Genomic DNA, 12,842 nt, shown 5'->3' with positions numbered 1-12,842 from the left:
TTAGCAACATGAAACACATTGAAGCATTAATTTTGGATTGGGCAGGTACTGTGGTCGACTATGGTTCGATTGCCCCTACCAGTATTTTTGTTGAAGCATTTAAGCAAGCGTATCAATTTGATATTTCCTTAGCTGAAGCGCGCGGTCCGATGGGAATGGGTAAATGGGATCACATTAATACCTTGCTACAAATGGACAGCGTCCGCACCCGCTGGAAAACACAGTTTGGTCAGGCACCGAGTACGGCAGATGTTGACCATATTTATCAAACCTTTATGCCGCTCCAACAGGCAAAAGTCGCCGACCGAGCAGCCCCCATTCCGGGCGTGCTTGCGGTGATCAAACGATTACAACAACAAGGCGTTAAGATTGGTAGTTGTTCTGGCTATCCCAAGCCCGTGATGGACGTACTAGTGCCTGCCGCTGCCGACTATGGTTATCAGCCAGATTGTGTGATTGCCAGTGATGAATGTGCAGCTGGCTCTCGCCCTGGGCCTTGGATGGCGTTAGAAAACGTACAACGACTTGGGATTAATCGCGTATCAGGATGCGTAAAAGTCGATGATTCCGCGCCGGGAATAAGCGAGGGATTAAATGCCGGCATGTGGACCGTAGGACTTGCTTTAACGGGTAATGCGGTGGGGCTTAGCGAAGAAGAATGGACGGCGCTCAGTCACGAAGAGCAAAAAGCACGTTCCCTTAGTGCTTATCAGCAGCTTGGCGAGGCCGGTGCGCATTATGTGATTGACTCACTAGCCGACATCGAAATGGTTTTGGTGGATATTTCTGCTCGTATCGCCCGTGGAGAGCGCCCGTAATGCGCTTTCAGCCTTTTTGGTTTGATGAAGCAATCACTCAAGCCGATATTAAAGCCGCAGCCAGCGCGCCGCCTCATGGCGCGTTTGATACCCAAGTTTGTATCATAGGTGGCGGCTTTACTGGCCTTTGGACAGCCATAACGCTGAAAAAGCAAAAACCTGAGCTGAATATCGTCATTATTGAAAAAGACCTCTGTGGACAAGGTGCTTCGGGTCGAAATGGCGGAGCTATGCTGACATGGTCGACTAAGTTTGCCAGCTTAATTAAAGCGTTTGGCTTAGAACAAGCCTGCTTTTTAGTACGCCAGTCGGAGCAGGCCGTTCATGACATTAAAGCCTTTACCAGTAAACACGGGATTGAATGTGATTGCCGCGTTGATGGTACTTACTATACGGCTTCAAATCTCAGCCAACGTGATGCCTTTGGCCCCATTACCACCCTACTCGAGCAACACCAGCTTAATGCGTGGCAAACATTAACTAAAGCGCAGTTACAAGCAACCGGCTCTAATGCCAACCTTGCTGGAATTTACTCCCCCCACGGGGGTAGTGTTCAACCCGCCAAGCTTGTGCGTGGACTGATGAAGGTGGCAAAAGCCCTTGGGGTCAAGGTATTTGAACACACCCGCTACCTAAAGCACCAAGGCCAAGACACGCTAACCATCACCACAGACAAAGGCGAGATCAGAGCCAATCAGCTAGTATTTGCCGTTAACGCTTGGCTGCCAAGCTTATTGCCGCAGTTTTCTCGCAGCGTAGTGTTGGTTTCGAGCGATATGGCGATCACCACCCCTGCGTCTGAAAAGCTTGCAGCAATGGGGTTGAACCACGGCGCTCCGGTGATTGATGCTCGTATTTTTGTGAATTACTACCGCACCACCTCAAACGGTCGATTAATGCTTGGCAAAGGCGGAAATTATTTTAGTTTCAATAACCAAGTGAGAGACACCTTTCACCGCGCTAGCCGTTATCAAGCCATTATTGAACGCTCATTTAGCCATTTCTTTGCACATCACCAGCTCGCGATAGAAAGAACCTGGACTGGACCTTCAGACCGAAGTGTCTCTGGCATGCCTTTCTTTGGTCACTTAAATGGTCAAGCCAATGTGTTTTATGGCAGCGGCTACTCAGGCAACGGCGTGGTGCAATCCTATTTAGGTGGGCAAATCTTAGCGAGTCTACTGCTTAATCAACGTAACGACTGGCGTCACTGCGCTTTGGTCAACCAAACACTGAAACAGTTTCCCGTCGAGCCATTTCGCACCGCGGGGGCCTTAATGGTGAGAAATGCCATTCGCCGTAAAGAAAGCGCTGAGGATAACAACATGCCACCGCATAAACTCGATGTTTGGCTAAGCAAGCTTAGTGGCAGCGCAGCAAAATTAGACTCGAACGTAAAGCAGGAGTATATAAAGTGAATGCCATTGCACAAATAAAACAGCTATTCGAGCAATATGGTCACGCCACCTATGACGAGGCATGCAGCCAAATTTATCATGCCGAGCAATGCGCCACCCTCGCGAAAGAAAGTGGTTATGATCAAGCGACTCAAATCGCTGCATTTTTACATGATATTGGCCATTTTGTTGCTCAATCTCAGAATAACCCGGACTTTACCCCACAAGGATATAGCAATCATGGCGATTTAGGGGCAGATCATTTAACTCAGCTTGGCTTTGATCACGCGGTGACAATGCTAGTACGCAAACACGTAGATGCGAAACGCTATCTGGTGAGTATGGATGAGGAGTATTACCAAACGCTCTCTTCTGCCAGCCAACTGACTCTAGCAAGACAAGGCGGAAAGATGAGCAGCGAAGAACTTGCGGCATTCTCCAAGTTGCCTGAATTGGACGCTATTATCGCGCTGCGTCGTTTTGATGATTTAGGGAAAGATCCGAGTTTAGCCGTTTTGCCGAGTAGCTATTGGTTTAGCCAAATAGAAGCCTATTTGGCGAGTTAGACCAATCTGAGTTTACAAGTCATATTTATCCTGTCATAAAACGATAGTAAGCTTGTCACAAAAGGTTTTATCGACTCAATTATGCTGCTTTATCAACGTATTCGAAACCATATCCAAGCGCTGCTAGCCGCTGGCAGCATGACGCCCGGCGCCAAGTTGCCTTCAGAGCGTGCGCTGCAAGAAACATTTAGCTCAACACGGATCACTGTCCGTGAAGCCCTTGCACGACTAGAAGCCGAAGGACTTATCTTTAGCCAAAAGCGTCGCGGCTGGTTTGTCACGCCAGAAAAGCTCAAATGGCATCCAGCTAAAAAAGTGAACTTTAACCACCTTGCCATTGAACAAGGCTTTACACCAACAACTCAAGTAGTCGCAATTAATGCCCCGTCCACAGAGCCTGAGTTTAGCCACTCTCATTTTAACGACCAGCCTGTGTATGAATTAACCCGAGTACGCGCGTTAGATGGTCGCGCAATAATGATGGAACAGATCTATTGTGCAGCCGAACGTTTTGCCGACTTACATAACCAACCGCTGGATGGTTCTATCACAGAAGTGATGTCGACTCACTACCAAGTTGACGTCAGCTTTGAACAGTGCGTAATAAGCGTCACCGTACTACCCGATGATGTTGCCGACAAATTAGAAAAGAACAACGGCGCACCTTGCTTAAAAGTACTGCGCGCCCGCTATGACGCCGAGCAAGCACTGGTGGATTACAATATTGAATATTGGCTCCATGACGCCATAGAAATGATTGTTGAAGGCGTGTAACCCCCATACCCGTAGGTCGTGCTTTAGCACGACAACCTTTTCGCATATCGTCGCGAACAATCATTCGATTGAATATCAGCTCCATGACAGCATAGCGATGATTGTTGAAAGCGTGTAACCCTTATACACGTAGGTCGTGCTTTAGCACGACAACCTTTCCTATAACCTGCGGTTGTCCTATTTTAGAAATAGCGCTAAGTTTTAATTTGGTACTCCCACATTTGACAACTGCAAGGAACATCATGATGGCTAATTTTAATGAGCGACTTAAAGACCTAGATCTGAGCCAGATAACACATAGACTCATAATCGCAACAGGTATGACAGAAGCTGATTATTTACAAGCAGAAGTGCTGTACAGGCAATTTCTTGTGTTAAAGTCAAAAATATCCAGATACGCCAATCACACCGCCGCAACTGGCCGATGAGGTATGGCATGAGCATATCACCGATACACTCGCGTATCACAATGACTGTAAAAACCTCTTTGGCGCATTTTTGCACCATATCCCAGACGAAGATAGTCAAGAAACATGGCAAAAGGCCGTGTATTTATATCAGTTAGAGTTTGGTGTTGATGTAAGTGGGTTGCAGGCTGCTAAGTGCAGATAACCGGTTAAACAGAATGAGAAATTTGTTTTTACCTTTATTTTTCTTGGGCTTAATTGCTGGGATTTTTTTAGACACGACACCAGAGAAACAGGGCGCGAAAGAACGCTTAGACTTTGAGTTGATAAAAAGTGATCGACAGAAACTGTTTCAAGCAATTAAGTACAAAAATGGGAGGGAAAACAGGGACTATAGTTATTGCGAAGATGAAAATAGTATTTACGACGTTATTGATGAATCTGTTAAAAATAAGCTCGTTATTGTATGTAAATATGAAGCTAAATCTGAATTCTCCCATGTTCGATTTTTTAAGTATAGTGAACTATTCCTAGATGGTACTCTCAACTTTTGTGGGTGGCGTGACTTCAACTACTCATTTAATGCTTACACTAAAAGGTGGGAGCACAAATACGATAGTGGATACTCTACTAAAGCCTATTCAAATGAAAAAAATTGCACTAATTTTAACATTAAAAAGTACGCACACGGTATTTAGTTAGATAAACGGGTGCCACCTGCTGAAAATACTAGAAATGAGCATTGGAATATAAATGAACATGAAAGTGAAACACAGAGTCTTAATTTGTTCTAAAAGCGACTTTATAGGTGAATTTTCCAAAGTTATTGATATGCCTTGCTTGCCGACTGTTGGATTAACTATGAGGTTTGGGGTGGGTATCAAAAAAGTAAACTCTATTATTGAGAATCTTTTGTTTGATGAGGAATCTAGTACTTTTGTGGCTTCTTCAAAAATTGATATTGAAGATTACTCTAGAAAGGTTGGAGATTACATTCCCGAGGATCGTTTCCCAATAGCATTAGTTAAACACTGCGGTTTCTCAGTCGAAAGTCTTAATGATAAGTTTGAGCATATCTATACTAAGTTGGTTTAAGTTTATTGGAATGAGAAATGGAACAGAAAGACATAGAAAAGATGAATAATACTGGGTTTATAGAAAAAAAAGTTAGCACTGCTTGTGAATTATGGGATTTATTAAGCCCTACAAATTCGCTATTCGATGAACCAAATAAGTTAATCTACCGTGGTCAAGAGAATTCTGCCTGGCACCTTACTCCTTCTATTTTTAGACCTCAGTTTTCAGAAGTTATGAACAATGCAAATGGGAAAAGAAATTCGTTGCATGAACAAGTTTTTCATGAGGCTTGGTTATTAAATCAATTTGTAGAGTACTGTGACGATGTAGGAGTGCGTATACCAAATGATTCTATAAGATTTCGCAATAAAATTATGGATATAGAAGTCATTAAAAATAAATACGGTCGAGTACCTAACAAACAATTAGAGCTTGAGTTGCTTGAATTGATGGCTTTAGCGCAACATCATGGTGTACCAACTAGATTATTGGACTGGTCTAGAAAGCCCTATGTTGCAGCTTACTTTGCTGCATCAACGGCTATGGCTAATTATGATCCCACTGGTGATACTAATGATAGGCTAGCATTATGGATCCTCAATATAGAACGTATTGCTTTATACCCTAATGTAAAGATTGTGAAAGTACCAGGAAGTACTTCTAATCATGTATCAGCTCAATCAGGGCTTTTCACATTTCATTCTCCATTTCAAGATGTTGATTATGAGTATTTAGGTCTGGAAAATGAATTTAAATCAATAGATAACACCCCTTTAATTAAAGTAACTCTACCTAAAAAAGAAGCTCTTAACCTGTATAGGTTGTGCCTAAAAGCAGGGATTAATGGAGCTACAATTTATCCTAGTGCTGATGGTGCAGGTATAGCTGCTGTTGATTGGATCAACTCTATAAAAATGGAACAAAAAATAAATGACATAGAATAATTAGGCTTACCTAATATAGACAGATATTTAGACCTATATGTAAAGTTTTCGCTGTTTATGCTCCAGTGTCGCTCGTGGATTTGATACTGAGCAAGTTTGTTGTTGCTGGCCCGATTGTATCCTACGGCTTTATGATAAGGCGGAGCATATCTATACTAAGTTGATTTAAGTTTATTGGAATGCGACAGGTGTCCACCGGTGGACACCTGTTAAAAAATAACCATTGGAATAAGGCGCAGAAGGTATATGTCCAATACAGATATTAATTATCACAGAATGCAAGCCGAAGAAGATCGTAGAAGCGGCACTTCATATTGGTTTGGTGTGGCCGGAAAAGTCATAGAAGATAAATTGAATCAAGAGCTGTCAAAAAATAATGCAAGCTATGGCTGGCTTTTTACGCCTTTGGTGGTGCTAATTTCTTTTAGTTGCGAAGCGGGGTTGAAATCTCTCCTACTAAAAAGCAATAAGCAACCAAAAAAAACTCATGATTTATTTAAACTATTTACTGAGCTAGACGCTGATACTCAAGATAGGATTAAAAAAAATATAACCTCCACTGAGTTTGAAGCAACACTAATAAAGTCGTCAAAAACATTTGAAGAATGGCGATACTTGGAATCTAAAGCGGAAGGTCAAAATCTAAGTGCAAACTTATTATTCTTAAAAGAGCTAAATACAGGAATTCATGAATGCCTTGGTTTACCTAGCCCATTTAACCATTCATAACCAAGGAATATGATTTGTCCCGCTTTGTTGTCGCATGTAATGTGTTTTTTCGGTAGATGAATGTAAGAAATATGTTCAAAAATACCCTGATGCACCTGTCATTAAAATTGATACAGATTAGGTTGGAATACGTACCATTGCTTACGCAGTGTTTATTACATACACCCGAGACTTTCCAGCTTCTGTTAGCACTGCGATAACTTGTAATTTGGTATAACGTGATTTTTCTTAGTTAGCCTCCAGCTTTAATGAGTGCAGAATCATTTTATGGGAAGGTGACAGCCCAGATTAGGCCATCGTTAACACAATTTAAGATTCGCTACTCATTTATTTAGCTAAGGGGTGTAACCCCCTTAACCCATCGCCGCGTAAAGCGGCTCCTGCCCTAACGGTTTACCAGTATTTTGCTTGTGCGATAGCTTTAAGTAGTCCACTAATATCTGCGGCATATACTTCGCCAATATTACCAATTCGAAAGCAATCTGCGTTTGATACTTTGCCGGGGTAAATCACATATCCTTTTTGCTTCAATGCTTCATAAAAGCGCTTAAACTCATAGCTTTCGTCACTTGGTGAATAAAAAGAAGTGATAATAGGTGAGTGCATGACTTCTGGTAACAAGGCTTCAAAACCAAGAGCTTTCATGCCACTAACGAGCTGTTTTTGATTTTCGCTGTAACGCTTAAATCGCGCAGAAGCGCCTCCCTCTTGCGCCAATTCTTCTAGTGCCTTGGCAAAAGCCCTGACAACATGCGTTGGCGAGGTAAAACGCCATTTACCATGGTGGTTTTCCATGGTTTTCCACTGGGCGTGAAGATCCAGCGAGAGTGAACGCGCTTGTCCTTCAGCGGCAACCAGCAGCGCCGTTTTTGCGATCACAAAGCCAAAACCTGGAACACCTTGAATACACTTATTTGCTGAGCTAATGAGGATATCAATTTGCCACTCGTGCATATCCATCTCAATGCCGCCAAAACTGCTCATGGCATCAAGGATCATTACTTTATTGTGATGTTTCGCAAGCTCAGCTACGCGCTTAGCCGGGTTCAGCATCCCCGTTGTGGTTTCGCAGTGTACCATTGCTACGTGGGTGATCTCAGGGTGTTGCTCAAGCGCTTGTGAGATCTGCTCTAGTTGCGGCAGCTCAGTTTCAACAAAGTTGAGCGCTATCACATTAATATTTAGATAATTGGCTATCTCAATAATACGCGCACCATAGGCACCATTATTGATAACCAGCAAAGTGCCAGACTTAGGAATAAAAGTTCCAATAGCCGCTTCTACACTTGCTGTACCACTGCCTTGCATTAAGGTTGCACTGTAGTCGCTGCGATACTGTGGATCTGCAACCGCAATTTCACAAAGCTGCTTGCGAATAACTTGCACTACACCTTGGTTATATTCATCATCCCAGGTGCACCAGTCTTTCAACATGGCTTCTTTCACGGTGTGAGAGGTACTGAGTGGGCCTGGCGTCAGGAGTAAATAATCGTTGTTCATAACTTGCCTCTAAACTGGTCTATACCAGATTATTTAACCGAGTTTAGGTGACAACGGCATGACAGTTTTATGAAACTAAGATTGATGTCGTAATGATGTTCAATGAAACCTCGCCTTTACCCTAAATGGCAAAGGCGAAGAGAGCCAACAGAGGCTCTGGTTGTTCTCCCGAGTTTAGGTTATTTAACCTGAACTCAGGATAAGAATTTAGGTTATTTATACCCATTTGGATTATTGCTTTGCCAGCGCCATGTATCTTGCATCATGGCATCCAATCCACGCTCTGTATGCCAGCCTAATTCAGATTTGGCTTTTTCAGGCGCTGCGTAACAGGCGGCAATGTCGCCATCGCGACGCGGTTTAATGTCATAGGGTATGGCTTTGCCCGCTGCTTTTTCAAACGCGGTAACCATCTCAAGTACCGAGTAGCCATTGCCGGTACCTAAGTTATAGATATGCGTGCCTGCCGCTACTGCGATTTTCTCAAGTGCTTTTAAATGGCCAATAGCAAGGTCAACCACATGAATGTAATCTCTCACTCCCGTGCCGTCTTTGGTGTCATAGTCGTTGCCAAAGACGCCTAAACTCGCCAGTTTACCAACAGCAACCTGTGAGATGTAGGGCAGTAAGTTATTGGGAATACCATTTGGATCTTCACCAATTAACCCCGACTCGTGTGCGCCAACCGGGTTAAAGTAACGTAAAATAGCAAAGGCCCAACGCGGGTCTGATTTAGCAACATCCTGTAGTACCATTTCAACCATCAGCTTTGACGTACCATAAGGATTGGTTGTGCCACCAACAGGGAAATCTTCACGAATAGGAAGGCTGGCAGGATCTCCATATACCGTCGCTGACGAGCTAAAAACTAGCTTAAATACATTGGCGTCACGCATTGCATCAAGAAGCGTCAACGTGCCTTGGACGTTGTTTTGGTAATACTCGATTGGCTTTTTAACCGACTCTCCTACGGCTTTTAAGCCTGCAAAATGGATCACTTCTTCAATATCATATTGCGCAAATACACTATCAAGAAATGCCTTATCAAGAATATCACCTTGATGGAATGTCGCTTCCTTTCCTACTATCTCAGCGACTCTATGTAATGAAGTCTGCTGAGAATTGCTTAGATTATCTACGACCACTACCTTTTTGCCTTGCTGTAGCAGCTCTAATACAGTGTGAGAGCCGATATAGCCTGCACCACCTGTTACGAGAATCGTCATATCTATTCCTATGGTTGTTGTCTATGTATTGCGTTTAACATGCAATTTAATGTATCGCTATCAGTCTTCACTGTGGCATACAAATGCCAGCTTGTTATCAAAAAAGCTCAAGCGAGAAATTGAAGTCTGACAGTAACTTCTTAAGTTTCTTAATAAGTGGACTTTTTTAGGCGCATTTAAATCTCGGTAATAAATCTTGTTATCCAATGAGTACGCCACTTTGTTATCATCCAACCAGGTATAATCTTGCACTTGACTGGGAAGAGCAAAAAATCGCTGAATATGATCGCTCTCTCTATGGTAGGTTGCGAACCACATCAAACCATTGACTTGATAAGTAAAAGCAAACACGTCACGCGCACGGTTGTAAGACAAAGTTCGGCCAATATCTTCAGCAAGAATTTGTGGTAAATGACCGTTAATATCTGTGTATTGTAAGGTATGCGGAGCACTCTCAGTCGCACCTAAAATAAACATAATCAGATCTTGGTTGCTCCCCCAAGCATGATATCCAACAGGTTCAATATGCTCAAAAACACGACTCGGTTTTGTAGCCTTATCAAACGGATAAAACCACAGTTTTTGCTTACCGGATCCCTCAACCACAATCGTCGTTAATCCTTTTCCATTAGGATGTAGTGTGGGTGAATATTCAAAGACAGGAGATTGCGTGAGGTTGGTTGTGTTTTGGCTTTGAAAGTCGTAAAAAAACAGATCCGTTTGGCTATTGCCATCAGCGCTGACTTCCGCGGTATAGTAAACCCCAGAATCAGTCACTAGCGGCTGATTAAAATACGCGGTGTTTTCGGTAATTGGTTTAGCACTGAAATGTTCACCTAATTCAGCTAGCCAAATTTGGCTTTTGGGCATGGCTGAATAAGCCGGTAAACAGGACGCGAAAGCGAATAAACAAACTGCGAGCTTCACACGCATTGAAATGGGCATGGACGTTCCTTTGATTTTTCATTGTAGTTATATCACCCCGCTATGATACCCAACACTCGCCCTCAAGCAAAGCTTGCCAAAAACTTTGCTTCGCGTAACATCGAATTAACGGATGATGAAAGCTAAGGCAGATTTATGTCAGACAAACACCCTATTATCGCCATTACTGGTAGTTCAGGCGCAGGCACTACAACAACGACAAGCGCGATAAAACACATATTCCGCAGTCTTAATACCAAAGCCGCCTATGTCGAAGGCGATAGCTTTCATCGCTACACTCGCCCAGAAATGGATAAATTGCGTCGCGAAGCGCTACAAGAAGGTAAGCACATTAGCTACTTTGGTGAAGAAGCCAATGACTTCGGCGCATTAGAAAGTCTGTTCAAAAGCTATGGCGAAACCGGCAATGGCAAAGTCCGTCGCTACCTTCATACGTTTGACGATGCCGTGCCATTTAATCAGCTACCAGGCACTTTTACTCCTTATCAAGAACTAGAACAAAACACCGATATGCTGTTTTATGAGGGACTGCACGGCGGTGTCGTGACCCCAGAATATGATGTGGCCAGCAACGTTGATTTATTGATTGGCATGGTGCCTATCATCAACCTTGAATGGATCCAAAAGCTCATTCGCGATACCAATGAGCGCGGCCACTCCAAAGAAGCCGTCATGACGTCAATTGTGCGCTCAATGGATGACTACATTAATCACATTACTCCCCAGTTTTCTCGCACGCATATTAACTTTCAACGTGTGCCCACCGTGGATACTTCTAACCCATTCAGTGCTAAAGACATACCATCATTAGACGAAAGTTTTGTGGTTATTCGCTTTCGTGGCATCGAAGATGTTAACTTTCCTTACTATTTACAAATGATCGAAGGCAGCTTTATGTCTCGTGTAAACACGTTAGTTGTGCCGGGTGGAAAAATGGGATTGGCAATGGAGTTAGTACTGACTCCACTTATCAAAGAATTATTAGTAAAGAAACGTGCCCTTGAGAATATGGCGCCAGTCGATTTACCGATTTAACCCAGCTGATGTTTTGATTAGGAATAATAGCTTCCTTGCATCGCTCCATATCACACTTTACACTGACGCCTTTTAGGGCATCACGAGTAGTTGTTATATGGACGTGCTTACCATTTTAGTGGGGTCTAAAAACCCAGTAAAAATCAATGCTGCAAAAACCATCTTTGCGCAGTACTTTCCCAATGCAAAAATTGACTGTCAGGGTATCTCAGCGCCGAGCCTCGTTGCGGATCAGCCTTTAGGTGAACAAGCCACCCGCGAAGGCGCAGAGAATCGTGTTACTTACTTACAGCAACATCATCAAGCCGATTTTTATTGTGCCATGGAAGGAGGCGCTGCCAAATTTGAATACGGTGCAGCTACTTTTGCTTATGTCGTCATTGCGGATAACCGTCGTACGAGTGTCGGCCGTAGTTGTAATTTGCCGCTACCGGCATCGGTCTACGCGCGTCTTGAACAAGGTGAAGAGCTAGGACATGTAATGGATGACCTGTTCAATACCACTAATATCAAGCAACAAGGCGGTGCTATCGGTTTACTAACCAACCACCTTGCCACCAGAGAAAGTAGCTACACGCAAGCCTTATTGCTCGCAATGGCGCCCTTTAATCACCCAGAGATGTATTTATAATGCCGAACTATACACATATTTTATTTGATGCGGATGAAACCTTATTTAGCTTTAATGCCAAACTTGGATTACAAACGCTGTTTACTCAATATGACGTTGTGTTCACTGACGAGGACTTCGAAGAATATAACGGCTTAAATGCGCCACTTTGGGTGCAGTATCAAAATGGTGAGATTGACGCAAAAACACTTCAGGTAACGCGCTTTAGTCGCTGGGCTGAAAAACTCGATATCGCGCCAGAAACACTCAACGCGGGATTCTTGGCAGCGATGGCTGAAATTTGCCAACCGTTACCGGGAGCTAAAGCCCTGCTCGACAGCCTGAAAGGCCAATGTACTTTGGCTATTATTACCAACGGATTTGCCGCGCTTCAGCAAAAAAGATTGGAACATACCGGCCTTGTGGATCGTTTTTCTGAAGTGGTGATCTCTGAGTTGGTAGGTAAAGCAAAACCAGATCCGAGTATTTTTGCGCATACGTTAACGCTGTTGGGGAATCCCGACAAATCCAAAGTATTAATGGTTGGCGACACACCAGCGAGTGACATTTTAGGCGCAAACCGCTTTGGGATTGATAGCTGTTGGTTAAAGCATGATGGCAAAGTCTGCCCCGACCATATCAAGCCAACCTATACCGTAGAGTCTCTTAGAGAGTTGCAAGAAATTTTAATGGGGTAATACCCTGTACAATTGTGTGAGAGTAAGCTGACCTTGCGGGTTTTAAAAGCTCGCCGAATAAATCGGCTCCTACCAAAGGTAGACCTGTGTAGGAGTAAGTTGATCTTGCGGGTTTT

The 12,842-nt window shown here is 43.5% G+C and carries 15 protein-coding genes; 12 read left to right on the top strand and 3 right to left on the bottom strand.

Annotated features, from left to right (window positions below):
• Nucleotides 1–8: 8 nt before the first annotated feature.
• The 9 genes from phnX to NH462_RS03580 all read left to right on the top strand — a co-directional run bounded on the left by phnX (nt 9) and on the right by NH462_RS03580 (nt 6,712).
• Nucleotides 9–818 (top strand): phosphonoacetaldehyde hydrolase, encoded by an 810-nt coding sequence (gene phnX / locus NH462_RS03620; RefSeq protein WP_253104113.1) that lies wholly within the window; start codon nt 9–11, stop codon nt 816–818.
• Nucleotides 818–2,236 (top strand): FAD-dependent oxidoreductase, encoded by a 1,419-nt coding sequence (locus tag NH462_RS03615; protein WP_253104111.1) that lies wholly within the window; start codon nt 818–820, stop codon nt 2,234–2,236. Before phnX ends, NH462_RS03615 begins: the two co-directional genes overlap by 1 nt.
• Nucleotides 2,233–2,781 (top strand): HD domain-containing protein, encoded by a 549-nt coding sequence (locus NH462_RS03610; RefSeq protein ID WP_253104108.1) that lies wholly within the window; start codon nt 2,233–2,235, stop codon nt 2,779–2,781. The genes NH462_RS03615 and NH462_RS03610 overlap by 4 nt, the downstream gene beginning before the upstream one ends.
• Before the next feature lie 81 nt (nt 2,782–2,862).
• On the top strand, nt 2,863–3,555 hold the full coding sequence (locus NH462_RS03605) for a UTRA domain-containing protein (protein ID WP_253104104.1): 693 nt from the start codon (nt 2,863–2,865) through the stop codon (nt 3,553–3,555).
• Between the two features lie 245 nt (nt 3,556–3,800).
• Entirely contained in the window at nt 3,801–3,983 is a 183-nt protein-coding gene (locus NH462_RS03600) for a hypothetical protein (protein WP_253104101.1), read from the top strand.
• 197 nt (nt 3,984–4,180) lie between these two features.
• The gene (locus NH462_RS03595; RefSeq protein WP_253104098.1) at nt 4,181–4,660 is read left to right on the top strand and encodes a hypothetical protein; all 480 of its coding nucleotides are present in this window, start codon (nt 4,181–4,183) and stop codon (nt 4,658–4,660) included.
• 55 nt (nt 4,661–4,715) lie between these two features.
• Nucleotides 4,716–5,057: a hypothetical protein gene (locus NH462_RS03590; RefSeq protein WP_222242316.1), complete on the top strand. Its 342-nt coding sequence runs from the start codon at nt 4,716–4,718 to the stop codon at nt 5,055–5,057.
• A 17-nt stretch (nt 5,058–5,074) separates the two neighbouring features.
• On the top strand, nt 5,075–5,983 hold the full coding sequence (locus tag NH462_RS03585) for an FRG domain-containing protein (RefSeq protein WP_253104095.1): 909 nt from the start codon (nt 5,075–5,077) through the stop codon (nt 5,981–5,983).
• Between the two features lie 246 nt (nt 5,984–6,229).
• The gene (locus NH462_RS03580; protein ID WP_222242312.1) at nt 6,230–6,712 is read left to right on the top strand and encodes a HEPN domain-containing protein; all 483 of its coding nucleotides are present in this window, start codon (nt 6,230–6,232) and stop codon (nt 6,710–6,712) included.
• Between the two features lie 393 nt (nt 6,713–7,105).
• On the opposite strand, the gene phnW is transcribed toward NH462_RS03580, so the two are convergent.
• The 3 genes from phnW to NH462_RS03565 all read right to left on the bottom strand — a co-directional run bounded on the left by phnW (nt 7,106) and on the right by NH462_RS03565 (nt 10,383).
• Nucleotides 7,106–8,212, bottom strand: coding sequence for a 2-aminoethylphosphonate--pyruvate transaminase (gene phnW, locus NH462_RS03575; protein WP_253104092.1), 1,107 nt, complete (start codon nt 8,210–8,212; stop codon nt 7,106–7,108).
• A 212-nt stretch (nt 8,213–8,424) separates the two neighbouring features.
• Nucleotides 8,425–9,438: a UDP-glucose 4-epimerase GalE gene (galE, locus tag NH462_RS03570; protein WP_253104088.1), complete on the bottom strand. Its 1,014-nt coding sequence runs from the start codon at nt 9,436–9,438 to the stop codon at nt 8,425–8,427.
• Between the two features lie 60 nt (nt 9,439–9,498).
• Nucleotides 9,499–10,383: a hypothetical protein gene (locus NH462_RS03565; RefSeq protein WP_253104085.1), complete on the bottom strand. Its 885-nt coding sequence runs from the start codon at nt 10,381–10,383 to the stop codon at nt 9,499–9,501.
• Nucleotides 10,384–10,518: 135 nt separating this feature from the next.
• On the opposite strand from NH462_RS03565, the gene NH462_RS03560 reads away from it, so the two are divergent.
• The 3 genes from NH462_RS03560 to yjjG all read left to right on the top strand — a co-directional run bounded on the left by NH462_RS03560 (nt 10,519) and on the right by yjjG (nt 12,726).
• Nucleotides 10,519–11,418 (top strand): phosphoribulokinase, encoded by a 900-nt coding sequence (locus NH462_RS03560; RefSeq protein WP_010368692.1) that lies wholly within the window; start codon nt 10,519–10,521, stop codon nt 11,416–11,418.
• Nucleotides 11,419–11,515: 97 nt separating this feature from the next.
• Nucleotides 11,516–12,049 carry an inosine/xanthosine triphosphatase gene (gene yjjX, locus NH462_RS03555; protein ID WP_010605825.1) on the top strand — a complete coding sequence of 178 codons (534 nt, stop codon included), beginning with the start codon at nt 11,516–11,518 and terminating at the stop codon, nt 12,047–12,049.
• Nucleotides 12,049–12,726 carry a pyrimidine 5'-nucleotidase gene (yjjG, locus tag NH462_RS03550; RefSeq protein WP_253104082.1) on the top strand — a complete coding sequence of 226 codons (678 nt, stop codon included), beginning with the start codon at nt 12,049–12,051 and terminating at the stop codon, nt 12,724–12,726. The genes yjjX and yjjG overlap by 1 nt, the downstream gene beginning before the upstream one ends.
• The last annotated feature ends 116 nt before the right edge of the window (nt 12,727–12,842 follow it).

The sequence above is a fragment of the Pseudoalteromonas sp. OANN1 genome, from assembly GCF_024124685.1.
Taxonomy (GTDB): Bacteria; Pseudomonadota; Gammaproteobacteria; order Enterobacterales; family Alteromonadaceae; genus Pseudoalteromonas; species Pseudoalteromonas piscicida.
Note: the sequence above shows the minus strand (reverse complement) of the source record. Positions and strands in the feature narration are given on the sequence as shown.

Excerpts from the sequence above, each read along its gene's own strand:
- phnX (WP_253104113.1), top strand. The coding sequence starts at position 9 with ATGAAACACATTGAAGCATTAATTTTGGATTGGGCAGGTACTGTGGTC.
- NH462_RS03615 (WP_253104111.1), top strand. The coding sequence starts at position 818 with ATGCGCTTTCAGCCTTTTTGGTTTGATGAAGCAATCACTCAAGCCGAT.
- NH462_RS03605 (WP_253104104.1), top strand. The coding sequence starts at position 2,863 with ATGCTGCTTTATCAACGTATTCGAAACCATATCCAAGCGCTGCTAGCC.
- NH462_RS03600 (WP_253104101.1), top strand. The coding sequence starts at position 3,801 with ATGGCTAATTTTAATGAGCGACTTAAAGACCTAGATCTGAGCCAGATA.
- NH462_RS03595 (WP_253104098.1), top strand. The coding sequence starts at position 4,181 with ATGAGAAATTTGTTTTTACCTTTATTTTTCTTGGGCTTAATTGCTGGG.
- NH462_RS03590 (WP_222242316.1), top strand. The coding sequence starts at position 4,716 with ATGAACATGAAAGTGAAACACAGAGTCTTAATTTGTTCTAAAAGCGAC.
- NH462_RS03585 (WP_253104095.1), top strand. The coding sequence starts at position 5,075 with ATGGAACAGAAAGACATAGAAAAGATGAATAATACTGGGTTTATAGAA.
- NH462_RS03580 (WP_222242312.1), top strand. The coding sequence starts at position 6,230 with ATGTCCAATACAGATATTAATTATCACAGAATGCAAGCCGAAGAAGAT.
- phnW (WP_253104092.1), bottom strand. The coding sequence starts at position 8,212 with ATGAACAACGATTATTTACTCCTGACGCCAGGCCCACTCAGTACCTCT.
- galE (WP_253104088.1), bottom strand. The coding sequence starts at position 9,438 with ATGACGATTCTCGTAACAGGTGGTGCAGGCTATATCGGCTCTCACACT.
- NH462_RS03565 (WP_253104085.1), bottom strand. The coding sequence starts at position 10,383 with ATGCCCATTTCAATGCGTGTGAAGCTCGCAGTTTGTTTATTCGCTTTC.
- NH462_RS03560 (WP_010368692.1), top strand. The coding sequence starts at position 10,519 with ATGTCAGACAAACACCCTATTATCGCCATTACTGGTAGTTCAGGCGCA.
- yjjX (WP_010605825.1), top strand. The coding sequence starts at position 11,516 with ATGGACGTGCTTACCATTTTAGTGGGGTCTAAAAACCCAGTAAAAATC.
- yjjG (WP_253104082.1), top strand. The coding sequence starts at position 12,049 with ATGCCGAACTATACACATATTTTATTTGATGCGGATGAAACCTTATTT.